The organism is Longimicrobium sp. (genome assembly GCF_048594345.1).
Taxonomy (GTDB): domain Bacteria; phylum Gemmatimonadota; class Gemmatimonadetes; order Longimicrobiales; family Longimicrobiaceae; genus Longimicrobium.
In genome coordinates this window covers 1-14,431 of sequence record NZ_JBMDXM010000196.1, presented here as the reverse complement: position 1 = coordinate 14,431, position 14,431 = coordinate 1, and the positions used below count along the sequence as shown (strand labels likewise).

The following is a 14,431-nucleotide window of genomic DNA, read 5'->3' as shown; positions in this document are numbered from 1 at the left end:
TTCTGCGGCCGGAGGACGCGGCGGTGCTGGCGACGTACTCCGGCGTGCGGGCGACGGCGCGCAACGCGTTCGAGGCGCGGCTGGTGGCGCGCATCGCCCGGCTGGCTCGCGTGGGGCTGCGCGATCCCGCGACGGGCGAGCGGTACACGCCGGAGGCGCTGCGCGCGCACGGGCTGGCCGTCATCAGCCCCCACCGCGCGCAGAACAGCGCCATCCTCGCCGAGCTGGCCGCCGCGGGCTGGCCGCGCGACGCGCTGCCGGTGGTGGACACGGTGGAGCGGATGCAGGGGAACGAGCGCGAGCTGATCCTGGTGTCGTACGCCGTCGCGGACCGCGAATACGCCGAGCGCGAGGCGGAATTTCTGCTGAACCCCAACCGGTTCAACGTGTCCATCACCCGCCCCCGCTCCAAGCTCATCGTTTTCATGAGCGAAGACGTCCTGCGCACCGTCCCGCAGGACGAGGAGGTGATGACGGAGTCCACCGCCATCAAGGGCTACCCCGCCCACTTCGCCGCCCCGCCGCGTGAGCTCGACTACCCCGCGCCCGGCGGCAAGACCGTGCGTCTGCGGATCCGGACGATGCCGGTGTGATGCGCGGAGGAGTCGGCGCGGCTGCCGTGTGTCGGGTCAGGATCTACCTCGGTTTTCGAGATGGCGGGAGAGGAGAAGGAGTTGATCGGCGTCCGATGATCGACTAATTTGCGGGCAGATCCTGAACATCGGGAGGGCGAATGTCAAAGGTGAACGGCGCAGGGAAAAGCGGGAAGAACGGCAACGCGTCGGCGGGTGATTCGGACGCGGACTCGGTGGCCCGCAAAGCACCCAAGAATGCCCGGGTGGTGAAGCCTTCGTACAAGCCGGGAACAGTTTCGCGCGCAGCGATCCGCGCCGCGGTCGAGCGAGTCAGTAGCAGCGCCTGAACGCATTCCGCTCCTCTTGCCCGTGGGCGCATTCGCTTGCCGAGCGTATCGCACCAGGACCACGTCTACATCAACTGCCCGTTCGATGGCGAATACCAGCCCCTTTTCGAGGCGCTGGTATTCGCCGTTCATGACTGTGGATTCATCGCGCGGTCAGCGCTGGAACTCGAAGACGGGAGCCAGGTCAGAATCGACAAGGTCGAGCGCCTGATTGCCGCGTGCCGGCTCGGCATTCACGACATCTCTCGTATGGAGCTCGATGCGCCATGGGGGCTGCCGCGCTTCAACATGCCGCTCGAACTTGGCTTCTTCCTGGGCGCGAAGCGTTTCGGGACCGGAGATCAGCGGCGCAAGGTGTGCCTGATCCTGGACCGTGAACTGAACCGGTACCAGAAGTTCTGCTCGAACATCGCCGGGCAGGACATCAAGGCGCACAACGGAGACCCTCGTGATGTGGTCAGGCTCGTACGCGATTGGCTGCGGAGCGCGAGCTCCGGCGCCATCCTCCCCAGCGGCGCGGTGATGGTGCAGCGCTTCGAAGAGTTTCTGCGCAAACTTCCCGAGATCTGCGACGAGCTCCGCCTGGACCGCGGCGACCTGATCTACCGCGACTACACGGCCGTCGCCGCCGCGTGGATCGCGCGCAACCCCTGGTGAGCTGGGGGCGCCACCGCCAACCCTGGCGTTTCGTCCGGTACATGCCCCGTCGATGAATCAGACCCGTACCAGTACCTCAGTCCCGGCTGACCGGTAGCGATGGCGAATCCGTTTTCCAATCGAAAAAAGGTGCGCGGGTGGAAGCGGCGCATACGGCAGTTGGAGCGGTTGCGCCTCCGCCATCGGGAGCTGGACCTGGAACTGCTGCGCCGGGACCGTGTGGAGTACGTCGAGATCCTGCTGGACCCGTGGAGCCGGCTGGTGCCGCGCAACCCGCCGTACTGGTATCGGCGCCGCATCCTGGCGGCGTTCATCGACATCTTCGACGCGTGGCGCGAGACGCTGGAGCGGCAGGGGGAGCCGTACTACCTGGCGCTGTGGGTGCTGGAGCCCAACTTTCACGGTACGCAGGTCGTTGCCGCGACGGGGGACCGTATCGAGGGCTATCGGACCCGCTTCGACTTTGTGGAGCGCGGGTCCGCGGGACCCGTGCAGTATCGGGACGAATCGTATGATCTGGGCCGCTTCCAGTGGAGAGCGGGCCAGCTGCTCGACGTCTTCTCGGCCCGGGAGGATGCGTTTGATGAGTTCGACGTCGCCGACTGGACCCGCACCGCCGATCGCATCGAGCAAACCGCCGACGACACCCTCTTCACGTTCAAACGCGGCATCGTCTGGCTGGGCACCCAGCCCTCGGAGCTGAGTCCTGCGCTGCCGGTGCTCCCGGAGGTTCGGTAGCGATGTCGAATCCGTTCTCCAATCGGAAGAAGGTGCGCGGGTGGAAGCGGCGCATCCGGCAGCTGGAGCAGTTCCGCCTTGCCCATCGCGAGCTGGACGTGGAGGCGTTGCGGGGCGGGGGCAGGCACTACGTAAAGATCTGGCTGGATCCCTGGCGGCGGCTGGTGCCGCGAAACCCGCCCTACTGGTACCGGCGGCGCATTGTGGCGGCGTTCGTCGACATCCTGGGCGCCTGGCGCGAGCGCCTGGACGCGGCGGGGGAGCCGTATTACCTGGAGATGTGGCTGTTTCATCCGGACTTTTACGACACGCAGGTCGTGGTTGCGGTGGGCGAGGAGATCGACTGGTACCGCAACGTGTTCGAACCGGCCGAGGGCGTTCCGGCGCAGCCGCCCGCGGAGTACGGGGACGCGCCGTGCGGCCCGGACGACCTTCGCTGGCGCGCCGGCCGGGTGATCGACGCGGAGCTGGCAAGCTCGTACGAAGGCGATTTTCAGGCACTGGCGCGGCTGGTCCCCACGGCGGACCGTGTCCAGCAGACCGGCGACGGCGACACGCTTCTGGTCTTTTACCGCGGCCTGGTGTGGCTCGGCTCGCTCTCCTCGCAACCGGACTCCGGCTTCCCGGACCCGCTTTCGTGATCCATGACCGTTGATCGAAACACCCCCGTCTGGGACGATGGAGCGTGGACGCCGCTGCCGGCGCTCGATGGGGACGCATCCGCCGACGTGTGCGTCGTCGGCCTTGGCGGGTCGGGGCTTACCTGCATCGGCGAGCTGCTGCGGCGCGGGGTCAGCGTCATCGGCATCGACGCGGGACAGGTGGCGGGCGGGGCGGCGGGGCGGAACGGCGGATTCGTGTTGTCGGGGACGTACGACTTTTATCACGACGCCGTGGCGCGGCACGGGCACCATCGTGCGCGCCGCATCTACCGGCTGACGATGGACGAGGTGCGCCGGATCGCGGCGGAGACGCCGGAGGCGGTGCGGCTTACGGGATCGCTGCGCATCGCCGACACGGACGAGGAGGCCGAGGACTGCCGCCACCACCTGGCCGCGCTGCGGGCGGACGGCTTTCCCGCGGAGTGGTACGAGGGGCCCGAGGGCCGCGGCCTGCTGCTGCCCACCGACGGTGTCTTCAACCCGCTGCACCGCTGCCGCATCCTGGCGCGGCGCGCCGTGGACGCGGGGGCGCGGCTGTACGAGCACACGCCCGCCGTGCAGGTCCGTCCGGGCAAGGTGGTGACGCCGGCCGGCACCATCCGCTGCGGCCAGGTGATCGTGGCGGTGGACGGGCGGCTGGAGGCGATCTTCCCCGAGCTGGCGCCGCGCATCCGCACCGCGCGCCTGCAGATGATCGCCACCGCCCCCACGGACGAGGTGCGCGTTCCGCGGCCGGTGTACGCGCGTTGGGGGTTCGAGTACTGGCAGCAGCTGCCGGACGGCCGCATCGCGCTGGGTGGCTTTCGGGACGCTGGCGGCGAGAGCCAGTGGACGCACGATGCGCAGACGTGCGAGCCCGTGCAGGGGCCGCTGGAGCGCTTTCTCCGTGAGCGCATTGGCGTCCACGCGCCGGTGACGCACCGCTGGGCCGCGTGCGTAAGCTTCAGCACCACGGGGCTGCCGATCCTGGAGGAGGTTCGCCCGCGCGTGTGGGCGGCCGGCGGCTACAGCGGCACCGGCAACGTGATCGGCGCGCTGTGCGGCCGCGCCGCGGCGGAGCTGGCGCTGGGCGCGCCATCGGAGCTGGGTGAGGTGTTCGCCTCCGCGCCGGAGTCCGCATCCATCCCCGCGTGAGAATGGGCGGTCGACCGCGATCCATCCGATGTGGCGGCTTTGACGTGGGCGTCGCCGCCGACCGTTTGGCAGGCCCCGCCCGCGGCCGGTTCCGGCGTACTGATCCCGCCCTTCGTTCATCCACCGTCATGCAAACCGAAGCCCGCCAACGGGGTATGATGGATGCAGCTGCGTCGGGAACGGTGCCGGCGCGCGCCGCATCCCGGTGATGACCTATGGAAATGGGGAAGGGAGACGACGATGGGGACGTCTGCGGAAAAGGATTTCGATACGCTGGAAAAGCCGAAGCGCGCGTGGCGCGGTGAGCTGCCGCCCGAGTCGTACGACGTGCTGTTTGAAGAAGGGACGGAGCGCGCGGGGACCAGCCCGCTGAACCACGAAAAGCGCGCCGGAACGTTCGTGTGCGCGGCGTGCAACCTGCCGCTGTTCACCTCCGACGCCAAGTACGAAAGCGGCACCGGCTGGCCCAGCTTTTACGACTTCATCCCGGGGCACCTGGACACCAAGCGCGACTTTCTGACCTTGTGGCCGCGTACGGAGTACCACTGCGCGCGCTGCGGCGGGCACCAGGGGCATGTGTTCAACGACGGTCCCCGGCCCACGGGCAAGCGTTACTGCAACAACGGCGTGGCGCTGCGCTTCATCCCCGAGGGCGAGGCGCTTCCGCCGCTGAAGGAGTGAGCGGGCGAGGGATGAACGGGTGAAGGGGTGAACGGGTGAACGGGTGACACAGGACGCGGAGAGGATCGGCTCTCGGCGTCCTCGTTCATTGTCATCGGTCTTAACAGTTCTTGAACGCTGCTCATCAGGGGCGGTGTGAGGAGACGGGGGATGACGGCGCATGGGGAGATCCGGGTCGGGCTGATCGGGTACGGGCTGGCGGGATCGGTCTTCCACGCGCCGCTGGTGGCGGCTACGGAGGGGATGCGGCTGGCGATCGTCGTCACGGGGAACGCGGACCGCGCGGAGCAGGCGCGGCGCGAGCATCCCGGCGTCGAAGTCCTCGGCAGCGCGGAGCAGCTGTGGGCGCGCGCGGACGAAGTGGACCTGGTCGCGGTCGCGTCGCCCAACACGACGCACGTGCCGTACGCACGCGCGGCGCTACGCGCGGGGCTGGCGGTGGTGGTCGACAAGCCGCTCGCCGCCACCTCCGCCCAGGCACAGGCGCTGGTGGACGAGGCGCGGCGCCTGGATCGGCTCCTTTCCGTTTTTCAGAACCGGCGCTGGGACGGCGACTTCCTTACCCTGCGGCGCCTGCTGGCGCGGGGCGCGCTGGGCGACGTGCACCGCTTTGAATCTCGCTTCGAGCGCTGGCGGCCCACGCCGAAGGAAGGATGGCGCGAGTCGGGCGATCCAGCGGACGCGGGCGGCACGCTGTACGACCTGGGAAGCCACCTGATCGACCAGGCGCTGGTGCTGTGGGGTCCCGTGGCGCGCGTCTACGCCGAGGTAGACCGCCGCCGGCCGGGTGTGCAGGTGGATGACGATGCGTTCGTGGCGCTGGAGCACGCGTCCGGCGTGCGCTCGCACCTGTGGATGAGCGCCACGGCGGCGGACCACGACCTGCGCTTCCGCGTACTGGGAAGCCGCGCCGCGTACGTCAAGCACGGGCTGGACATGCAGGAGGGGGCGCTGAAGCAAGGTGCGCGGCCCGGCGCCGGTTGGGGCGCGGAGCCGGAGGCGCGGTGGGGCAGGGTGGGCGCGGTGGATGCGTGGGCCCTCGTGCCCGCGGAGCCCGGCGCCTGGCCCGCGTACTACGCGGGCATCGCGGCGGCGCTGCGCGACGGCGCGCCGCCGCCCGTGGATCCCGCGGACGCGGTGCAGGGGCTGCGGATCATCGAGGCGGCCCGCCGCTCCGCCGCGGAACGGGCGGTCGTCGAGCTGGCGTGAACGTGAAAGGCGGGCGATCGCATGGTGCGATCGCCCGCCTCTTACCTGCAACTCTGCACGTTACAACCCTGTGAGTTACAAAGTTGCAACCAGGCCTCAGCGCTCCACGTCGTCTACGCGGGTAATTTCGTAGGGGTACCAGTGGCGTTCGCGCTCGGCGTGGACGTGGATCTCGGGCATCCCCGCGGGGCGAAGCACCAGGTCCGCCGTCGTCTCGTCCTCGTACTCCACCGCGGTAGGCACAAATTCCTGCCCCAGCACCTGCTCGGCCGAGTGCCGCAGGTCCTTGGGCGTGTTGAATACCGTGCCCAGCAGTTCATCCACCGGCGCACTCTCCGTGCGCGTCGTCGCTTCGTGGTCCAGGCTACTCATACATGGCTCCCAGCACTCGGCTACGTCATTTGGAAGAGATACTTACAATTTAGGAGTACCCGCCGGTTGCACAAGGGGTTCCCCCCCACAAGACGAGATCCTGTAACTCGTCGGGAGAACCACCGTTACACAAGCGTTCGCGCGACGTGGACAGCGTTTCCGGCCGCGCGGCTCATGCACCAGATTACGACTGCTACACACGGTATCGGAAGTAAACGCAACAATAGGGGGTGGAACCGCGTAAATAGAAGCGGCTCGGGCTCTCCCCCGGTGCCGCAACCGCGGCGTAGACGGCCGGCAACTGAACAGATGGGGGAGTATAGAGGGGCAGACAAAAGCCAGAGACGCCTCGTCGAGCAGCTAAGCCGCTACCTCGATCCCGCCACGCCCCCGGCCGCCGCGGGGCTGGAGGTGACCCACACCTGGACCTTCGGCGGCACGCATCTGCTCGATTCGCTCTGGCGGGAGCTACGCCTGGACGAGTTCTTCTCCCATGCGCTCGAAGCGCGTTCCTTCGCCCAGCCGGTAGAGCGGGCTATCTTCGCGCTGGTCGCGCACCGGGCCCTCGCCCCGGCCTCGAAGCTGGCCTGCTCCCGCTGGGCCGGCGCCAGCGCCTGGATTCCCGGGTTGGAGGGCGGAGGCGCCGAGCTGGACGTGCAGCACCTGTATCGGGCCATGGACTTCCTCCACGGCGCCATGCCCGAGTTGCAGGAGCACCTGTACTTCCAGGTGACCGACCTGTTGAGCGCCGACGTGTCGGTCCTCTTCTACGACACCACCAGCGTCAGCTTCTACCTCGACGAGGCAGACCCCGAAGGCGAGCTCCGGCGCTATGGTCATTCGAAGAAGAAGCGTCCCGACCTGCCGCAGATCGTCGTCGGGCTCGCCATCAATCGCGATGGCATCCCGGTGCGCCACTGGATCTACCCCGGCAACCGCATCGACGTGACCACGGTGGAGGAGGTCACGCGCGATCTGCTGGGCCTGCGGCCTCGTCGCTTCCTCTTCGTGGGAGACCGGGGAATGGTCAGCCAGGCAAACCTGGACTTCCTCGAGTCCCGCCGCCTGGGGTATCTCCTCGGCTGTCCGATCCGGAACGATCCCGCTCTGGAGGCGCACATCCTCTCCCTGCGCGGACGCTACAGCCCGGTCTGCGAGGGCCTGGGCGTGAAGGAAACCCGGATCACGGACGGAGGCCGCACCCTGCGCTACCTGCTCTGCCGCAGCGAGGCGCGGGCGGAGCACGACGCCCGCACGCGCGCCACCGTCCTCGAACGGCTCAAGGCAAAGCTTGCGAAGCAGAAGAAAAGCAAGGGCGCCGACGAGACACGCGACAAGCATTCTCTGCTCTCCACGCCCGGCTACGCCCGCTACCTGGTGCGGGACGCGGACGGGAAGCTCCGGATCGACCCGGCCAGGGTTGCGGCCGCGGCGCGTCACGATGGCAAGTACGTGCTGATGACCAACGAGCTCGACCTGCCGGCGGAAGAGCTTGTCCTCGGGTACCGCGACCTGTGGAGAGCGGAGCGCGCCTTCCGATCCATGAAGAGCATTCTGGACCTGGAGCCGGTCCAGCACCGCACCCCCGAGCGCATCACCGCTCACGTGCACGTCTGCGTCCTCGCCTATCTACTGGTCCGCGTGGCCGAGAGCCGGGCAAGGATCGGATGGGACGCGATGCGCGAGCAGGTGGAAAGAATTACGCTCAGCGAGCTTGCCACCGGCCGCGCTTCAGTCCTGCAGACGAAGTCGCTGACCAGCGCGGAGCGCGAGCTATTGAATTGTTGCAAGGTCCCTCTCCCTCCGAAAACGCTCCAAGTCACACCAGCATAAGCTGTTAGGAAACTCTGACCCGCTCCGGGCGTGTTGTACACGCGCCTGGAGCGAATTTGTCTATTTGTATGTACAGAAACAGTTTGCGAAACTCGTGTTAGCTGCCGCTGTCGAATGCCTGCTCTGTACCCTTCCTCTTTTGTTCTTTTCAGCGTAGAGGCTACCACGCACTACCCCAGCGGCAGCCGATATCCTTCGACGAGCTCCGCGCCGGGCGGCTGAAAGTCGTGCTCGGGGGCGCGGACGAAGCCCATGCGGCGGTACATGCGCATCGCGGCCCCCATGCTGCGCGACGTGTGCAGGCCCAGCTCCGACGCGCCCAGCCGCCGCGCGCGACGGGCGCACTCCTCCACCAGCGCCTGTCCCACGCCCTGCCCGCGCGCCTCGGGCGCCACGGCCAGCAGGCGCAGTTCCGGCCAACTGGCCGGCCCCGTCTCGCCGGGGTACGCGTCCGCCGCGGGGGGAAAGAGCGCCACGCACCCCAGCAGCCGCCCGTCCCGCTCCGCGACGATGCGGTCGGCACCCTCCGCCTCCAGGCCCGCGTCGATGGCGCCGGAAAGCCCCGCCCAGGCATCGGGCTCCATGATGGACGCGTACTGCTCGTACGCCTGCCGGGTGATCGCGCGGATGGCGTCGCGCTCGTCGGGGCGCGCGTCGCGGATGCGCAGGCCGTCCGTATCCATCAACGCAGCCGCTCCCGGCCGTGCGGCGCATCCCAGTCCATCAGCGGCCCCATCGGCACGATGCGCGTGGGGTTCAGCTGGTCGTGCGTCATGTAGTAGTGGCGCTTGATGTGGTCGAAGTCCACCGTTTCGCCAAAGCCGGGGCGCTGGTACAGGTCGCGCGCGTACGCCCACAGATTCGGGTAATCCACCAGGCGGCGCAGGTTGCACTTGAAGTGGCCCACGTACACCGCGTCGAAGCGCGCCAGGGTCGTGAACAGGCGGATGTCGGCTTCCGTGAGCTGATCGCCCACCAGGTAGCGCCGCCCGGCCAGCCGCGCCTCCAGCCAGTCCAGCCGCGCGAACAATCCCTCTACCGCTCCCTCGTACGCCGCCTGCGAGGTGGCGAACCCGGCGCGGTACACGCCGTTGTTCACCTCACGGTAGACGATCTGGTTCACCTCGTCGATCTCCGCGCGCAGCCGCTCCGGATACAGGTCCGGCGCGCCGGGGCGGTGAAAGGCGGTGAACTGCGTCTCGAAGTCGATGGTGATGTCGGGGTAGTTGTTGGTCACCAGCCGCCCCGTCTGGCGGTCCCAGATGCAGGGAACGGTGTAGCGCCCCGTGTACGCGGGATCGGTGCGCAGGTACGCCTCGGATAGGAACTGAAAGTCGCATACCGGGTCCGGCCCGTGCCCCGCACCCTCGCGAAACGCCCAGCCCCGCTCGTCGCGAAGGGGATCCACCACGGACATGCCGATCACGTCCTCCAGCCCCAGCAGCTTGCGGACGATGATGGCCCGGTGCGCCCACGGGCAGGCCAGCGAAACGTACAGGTGGTAGCGCCCCGCCTCCGCGGGAAAGCCGGAAGATCCATCGGCCGTAATGCGGTCTCGGATGGAGTACCGCTGCCGCACGAACGCGCCGTCCGCGCCCGTCTCCGCCGGAAACTGTGCCGTGCCGCTCATCGTCCCTGCTTCGGTTTCGTTGGATATCGGGGATCCGGGTTTCCGCCCCGCATCCTCCGTACCCCGCACCCGCCGGCCTTACGCCGGATCCCTTTTCGTCACGTGGGCGACGGCGCGTCCGCCGCCGCCGCCTCGCCCGGCGTGGCTTCGCGGCCGCTGATCTCCTGCACGGCGATGCGAAAGAGCACGGTGCGGAACGGCACCGGGTCGCCGGGCGTGAACGTTTCCGGGATCAGCGCGCGCAGCAGGTCGACGCCCCTGTTGAACGCGGTTTCCTCCCACTCCGGCCCGTCCTCGTCGATGGCGTAGAAGCCGCCGTGCACCACCACGCTGCGCCACTCGAAGATCCCCTGCACCTCGTCCACCTCGAACGCCACGGGCCACCACTGGTCGCCCGTCACGTCCAGCTTGGTGCCGGGCGAGGTGCGGCCGTACAGCCACTGGCCGTCGAACACGTAGTGCAGCGGCTGGATGTCGACGTGGTTCTTCCACGCGTAGGCAATCCGGCCCACGTGGTTGCGGGCCAGGATCTCCTTGCACTCCTCCGTGTCCAGGCGCCGGATGCGAGGCTGCGGCATCGTCGTCATGCTCCCTCCAGGGTTGGGCCCGCACACCATGCGCGGCCGTCGATGCAAGGTACTGCGCACTGCCCGAGTGCGGGTCGGGAGATCGAAATCCTTCCTGACGGGGATTTCCCTACACCCGGACCTCCTCGTCTTTCGATGGTAAGATCCCGACGCGCCTCGCCGGTGTCACCCCTGCGCCTCCGCGGCGCGATCGATCGTATCCGTACGTGCGGACGCGGGCGTGCCGGCGCGTGACCCGTTCGCATCCCACGCCTCACGTGTTCTTTGCGATGGGGTCGATGCGGATCATCTCGCGTTGAAGCTTTTCCGCGATTGCTCCGTACGATCATCGCGAGGCGCTGCGCGCGCCGGTTGCGGGACCCGGCTCGCCGAGCCGATGCAGGACTTTACGATAAGCGGGGCACGCGCCCCGGAGGGAGACGATGAGCACCATTGCCATGGAACTGGACCGGCCGCATCCCGTGGACGTGCGGCTGCAGCCGGCGCTGGAGAACCGCGACCGCATGACCACGGCGTTCCGGCTCCTGCTCGCCATTCCGCACCTGATCCTGGTGGGCGCGCCCGCGGCTGTTTTTCTTTCGTGGACGTGGGGGTCGGGCGATAGCGGCTCGCAGTGGAGCAGCACCGGCTTGCTGGGCGCCATCGCCGGGTTCTGCGCGATGATCGCGTGGTTCTCCATCCTGTTTACCGGCCGCTACCCCGAGGGGCTGCGCAGCCTGGTGGAAGGGTACCTGCGCTGGCGCGTACGTGCTGTGGCGTACACCGCGCTGCTGCGCGACGAATATCCGCCCTTTGGCGACGCGCCCTATCCGGCGGAGCTGGTGCTTGACGTGCACGACCAGCCGCGCGACCGTGTGTCGGTGGCGTTCCGGCTGATCCTGGCGATCCCCCACATTTTCGCCGTGTGGCTGCTGGGCATGGCGTGGTGTCTGGCCACCATCGTGGCCTGGGTGCTGATCCTGATGACCGGCAGCTACCCCGAAGAGCTGTACCGCTTTGGCGTGGGCGTGCTGCGCTGGAACATCCGCGTGGAAGCCTACCTGCTGCTGCTCCACGACGAGTACCCGCCGTTCACGCTAGGATAGAGCAGGGCCGTAGTTCGATGGTGATGCAGAAATGGAGGCGCGGAGGATTTCCTCCGCGCCTCCGTCGCTATGCCGCAGACTGTTGCCGAATCCGAATCGTTGATTTCCTGAGGGAGCACCACCCCGACCCTGAACCATCACAACCGCTTACGCGGACCGAAGGATCGCGGTTGCCCGATTGATCTTGATACCGTTTCTCACGGTTCGTTATGCATTCGGCGAATCGGGCGAACACCGACTGCACCTGCAGACGAGTCTTTTTCCATGATCCGGGATCGGGTGCACAATGAACAGCGGGATTCGGTATGAGAGACTTGAACGGCTCCCAAGGGCTGGACCTCGCGCGACCCGACAGAGATCCTTCGGTCGCGCGCAAGTTACTGTGGTAGCGAAGGTTGTGTGCGTGCGCTCCCTCAGGATGACACCGCGCTTCCTTTCGCAGCGGGTGAGGCGTGGCAACGCCCTCAGGAACTCAACGGTTGGGCCAGTAGGCGCTCCGCGTCGCGCGGTGAGATCTATCTGTCGCCGATCAGGCACCGCGGCGGATGGCTTTCACCAGTTCGTCCTTGCTCATCCCGCTGCGGCCGGGGATGTCGAGCTTCTGGGCGCGCTTCAGCAGGTCGGTCTTGCTGCTCGCGGCCAGGTCCGCGTCCTTGCGCGCGCCCGCTGAGGGCTTCGCGGGCTTTTTCGCGGACGAGGCTTTGCTCGTCTTGCTCGAAGACGTGCTGGACGGTTTGCTCGCGGTCTTCCGCGGCTTCTTGCCAGCCGGCTTTGGCTTGGCGGCGGTGCGCGATGTGGGCGGGGTGTCCTCTTCCTCCGTGGTGCCCTGCAGGCGGCGCTTGAGGATCTCCATCAGGTCGATGACATCCGACGAACGCTCCTGCTCGGACTCATCCAGGTGCACCACGTCGTCGCCGGAGCGGACCTTCTGGCGCACCACCTTCATCAGCCGGTCGGCGGAGTGGTCTTCCAGCTCCCTGGTATCCAGCCGCGCCTCCACCTGCTTGCCGATCTCGCGGTCCATCCGCTTTACCGCAGCCGCGTCGGGCTCCACCGCCTCGGGCAGGCCGATGTCGGCGGCGCTGCGCAGCTCGTCGGCAAAGCGCAGCGTCTCGGCGCGCAGGATGCCGTTCTCGGCCAGGATGGCGACCAGGTACTCCTTCGTCCGCATCACAAAGGTGGCGATGCCGGCGCGGCCGGTCTCCTCCATCACCCGCGCCAGCAGCCGGTACGCCTTGGTCGATTGGCCGTTGGGCGTAAGATAGTAGGCGCGCTCGAAGTACATCGGGTCGATCTCCGACGCGTCCACGAACTGCCGCAGGTCGATGTCGCGGGTGCGCTCCGGGGCCAGCCGCTCCAGCTCGTCGTCATCCGCGATCACGAAGCGGTCCTTCTCGATCTCGTACCCGCGCACGATGTCGTCGGAATCCAGCTCGCGGTCGTCCCTGGTCGTGAAGTAGCGGCGGGTGAGCGGCGTTCCCTCGGGCGAAACCATGCGCAGCGAGACGCGCTGGGAGCGGTTGGCCGCGTACAGCGCCACGGGAATGCTCACCAGCCCGAAGGTGATGGTTCCGGACCAGAAGGAGCGGGTTACGGCCTCCTGTCCGCCGTCGTCCTCATCCCACTCAGGCACGCTTTCTCTCCTTTCCGCCGCCGGCCGCGGCCAGGCTGGCCTGCAGCACGTCCGCCAGGTCCACGTCGGTCTTGCGCACCTGCGCGCGCGGGAACTTCACCACCTTGCCGGCCGCCCTGGCCTGCATCAGCTCCACCACGCGCTCGCGGTACTCGTCGTGGTAGGCAGCGATGTTGAACGGGTCTTCCATGGCGGCTACCAGCTGCCGCGCCATGCCGATCTCGCGCTCATCCAGTTCGCGGCCGGTGGGGGCGGGAAGGGCCGATGCGGGCACCACCTCGCCCGCGCGGCGCAGGGTGATCAGCATCAGGTAGTCGCCCTCGGCCCGCAGCGCGCCCACGTAGTCCTTGTTGCGCATCATCCAGTGCGCCACGCCCTCCACGCCGCGCTTGTTGAGCGCCGCGGCCAGGGCAAAGTAGCCCTTGTCGTCCTCGTCCGGGCCCAGGTAGTAGGGCCGGTCGTACCACTGGTGGGTGATCTTGTCGGGCGGGACAAAGCGGGTGATCTCGATCTCGCGCGAGGGCTGCAGCGTGAGCTCTTCCAGATCCTTTTCGTCCAGGATCACCAGATCGCCTTCGTCCGTCTGAAAGGCGCGGCGGATGTCGGCGGAATCCACTACCTTGCCGGTATCCGGATCCACCATGTGCTGCTTGACCGGCTCGTGCCGCCTGGAGTCCAGCAGGCGAAAGTGCACGGTACGGTCCTGCACGGCGGAGTACAGCTTGACCGGCACCTGCACCGCGCCAAAGCGGATGCTGGCCTTCCAGATGGCCCGCGCGCCCATCAGCCTTTATCCTCCCCGGCCTCGCCGGCGCATTCGTGGCAGAGGATCTCGCCCGTATCCGGGTCCACCGTCACGCAGTGCTCGCACGACGCGCGGTCGCACGCGGCACAGCGGCGCTGCGACTGCAGCGCGTGCGGCTGCTCGCACAGGTCGCACGACTCCGTGCCGCCGTCCAGCCACCAGGGGAGGGTCTTTCGGTTCGCCATGCCGGCGTAGCAGGGGCAAGTTGTCTGCCAATGCTGGAGGATAACGGCGTGTAGGGGTGTAGGGGTGTAGGGGTGTAGGGGTGTAGGGGTGTAGGGGTGTAGGGGTGAAGGGGTGAAGGGGTGAAGGGGTGAAGGGGTGAGTGAACGCCGGGCACACTCGAGCGGCTTCACCCTCACACCCTCACACCCTCACACCCTCACACCCTCACACCCTCACACCCTCACACCCTCACACCCTCACACCCTCACACCCTCACACCCTCCCACCCTCACACCCTCACACCCTCACACCCTCACA

At 67.8% G+C, this 14,431-nt stretch carries 17 protein-coding genes; 10 read left to right on the top strand and 7 right to left on the bottom strand.

The window, feature by feature from the left end; translation table 11 throughout:
- The 8 genes from ACOJUJ_RS21605 to ACOJUJ_RS21570 all read left to right on the top strand — a co-directional run.
- Positions 1 to 593: C-terminal helicase domain-containing protein (locus ACOJUJ_RS21605; RefSeq protein WP_420128990.1), on the top strand; the 593-nt coding region annotated here is incomplete at its 5' end.
- 140 nt (positions 594 to 733) lie between these two features.
- Positions 734 to 922 carry a hypothetical protein gene (locus tag ACOJUJ_RS21600; protein ID WP_420128989.1) on the top strand — a complete coding sequence of 63 codons (189 nt, stop codon included), beginning with the start codon at positions 734 to 736 and terminating at the stop codon, positions 920 to 922.
- Between the two features lie 36 nt (positions 923 to 958).
- On the top strand, positions 959 to 1,579 hold the full coding sequence (locus ACOJUJ_RS21595) for a hypothetical protein (RefSeq protein WP_420128988.1): 621 nt from the start codon (positions 959 to 961) through the stop codon (positions 1,577 to 1,579).
- Between the two features lie 99 nt (positions 1,580 to 1,678).
- Positions 1,679 to 2,317, top strand: a complete 639-nt coding sequence (locus ACOJUJ_RS21590; RefSeq protein WP_420128987.1) for a hypothetical protein — start codon at positions 1,679 to 1,681, stop codon at positions 2,315 to 2,317.
- Positions 2,318 to 2,319: 2 nt separating this feature from the next.
- Positions 2,320 to 2,958, top strand: coding sequence for a hypothetical protein (locus tag ACOJUJ_RS21585; protein ID WP_420128986.1), 639 nt, complete (start codon positions 2,320 to 2,322; stop codon positions 2,956 to 2,958).
- A gap of 3 nt (positions 2,959 to 2,961) precedes the next feature.
- The gene (locus ACOJUJ_RS21580) at positions 2,962 to 4,113 is read left to right on the top strand and encodes an NAD(P)/FAD-dependent oxidoreductase (protein WP_420128985.1); all 1,152 of its coding nucleotides are present in this window, start codon (positions 2,962 to 2,964) and stop codon (positions 4,111 to 4,113) included.
- Between the two features lie 240 nt (positions 4,114 to 4,353).
- On the top strand, positions 4,354 to 4,794 hold the full coding sequence (gene msrB / locus ACOJUJ_RS21575; RefSeq protein WP_420128984.1) for a peptide-methionine (R)-S-oxide reductase MsrB: 441 nt from the start codon (positions 4,354 to 4,356) through the stop codon (positions 4,792 to 4,794).
- 150 nt (positions 4,795 to 4,944) lie between these two features.
- Entirely contained in the window at positions 4,945 to 6,003 is a 1,059-nt protein-coding gene (locus ACOJUJ_RS21570) for a Gfo/Idh/MocA family protein (RefSeq protein WP_420128983.1), read from the top strand.
- Between the two features lie 96 nt (positions 6,004 to 6,099).
- Here the strand turns inward: ACOJUJ_RS21570 and ACOJUJ_RS21565 are convergent, their stop codons facing one another.
- A complete protein-coding gene (locus ACOJUJ_RS21565; RefSeq protein ID WP_420128982.1) occupies positions 6,100 to 6,375 on the bottom strand; it encodes a hypothetical protein in 276 nt (91 codons plus the stop codon).
- A 309-nt stretch (positions 6,376 to 6,684) separates the two neighbouring features.
- Between ACOJUJ_RS21565 and ACOJUJ_RS21560 the strand changes: the two genes are divergently transcribed.
- Positions 6,685 to 8,208 carry an IS1634 family transposase gene (locus tag ACOJUJ_RS21560; protein ID WP_420128981.1) on the top strand — a complete coding sequence of 508 codons (1,524 nt, stop codon included), beginning with the start codon at positions 6,685 to 6,687 and terminating at the stop codon, positions 8,206 to 8,208.
- Between the two features lie 170 nt (positions 8,209 to 8,378).
- Here ACOJUJ_RS21560 and ACOJUJ_RS21555 read toward each other — a convergent pair whose 3' ends face one another.
- From ACOJUJ_RS21555 to ACOJUJ_RS21545, 3 genes are all read right to left on the bottom strand, one after another.
- Positions 8,379 to 8,891, bottom strand: a complete 513-nt coding sequence (locus tag ACOJUJ_RS21555) for a GNAT family N-acetyltransferase (protein WP_420128980.1) — start codon at positions 8,889 to 8,891, stop codon at positions 8,379 to 8,381.
- A complete protein-coding gene (locus tag ACOJUJ_RS21550; RefSeq protein WP_420128979.1) occupies positions 8,891 to 9,838 on the bottom strand; it encodes a glutathione S-transferase family protein in 948 nt (315 codons plus the stop codon). The genes ACOJUJ_RS21555 and ACOJUJ_RS21550 overlap by 1 nt, the downstream gene beginning before the upstream one ends.
- Before the next feature lie 98 nt (positions 9,839 to 9,936).
- Positions 9,937 to 10,425, bottom strand: coding sequence for a pyridoxamine 5'-phosphate oxidase family protein (locus ACOJUJ_RS21545; protein ID WP_420128978.1), 489 nt, complete (start codon positions 10,423 to 10,425; stop codon positions 9,937 to 9,939).
- 422 nt (positions 10,426 to 10,847) lie between these two features.
- Between ACOJUJ_RS21545 and ACOJUJ_RS21540 the strand changes: the two genes are divergently transcribed.
- Positions 10,848 to 11,510 carry a DUF4389 domain-containing protein gene (locus ACOJUJ_RS21540; RefSeq protein ID WP_420128977.1) on the top strand — a complete coding sequence of 221 codons (663 nt, stop codon included), beginning with the start codon at positions 10,848 to 10,850 and terminating at the stop codon, positions 11,508 to 11,510.
- A gap of 529 nt (positions 11,511 to 12,039) precedes the next feature.
- Here the strand turns inward: ACOJUJ_RS21540 and ACOJUJ_RS21535 are convergent.
- The 3 genes from ACOJUJ_RS21535 to ACOJUJ_RS21525 are packed head-to-tail and all read right to left on the bottom strand — an operon-like array spanning position 12,040 to position 14,133.
- Positions 12,040 to 13,143, bottom strand: coding sequence for a Ku protein (locus tag ACOJUJ_RS21535; protein ID WP_420128976.1), 1,104 nt, complete (start codon positions 13,141 to 13,143; stop codon positions 12,040 to 12,042).
- Positions 13,136 to 13,927 carry a Ku protein gene (locus ACOJUJ_RS21530; RefSeq protein ID WP_420128975.1) on the bottom strand — a complete coding sequence of 264 codons (792 nt, stop codon included), beginning with the start codon at positions 13,925 to 13,927 and terminating at the stop codon, positions 13,136 to 13,138. Before ACOJUJ_RS21530 ends, ACOJUJ_RS21535 begins: the two co-directional genes overlap by 8 nt.
- The gene (locus ACOJUJ_RS21525; RefSeq protein ID WP_420128974.1) at positions 13,927 to 14,133 is read right to left on the bottom strand and encodes a hypothetical protein; all 207 of its coding nucleotides are present in this window, start codon (positions 14,131 to 14,133) and stop codon (positions 13,927 to 13,929) included. The genes ACOJUJ_RS21530 and ACOJUJ_RS21525 overlap by 1 nt, the downstream gene beginning before the upstream one ends.
- Positions 14,134 to 14,431: the final 298 nt, after the last annotated feature.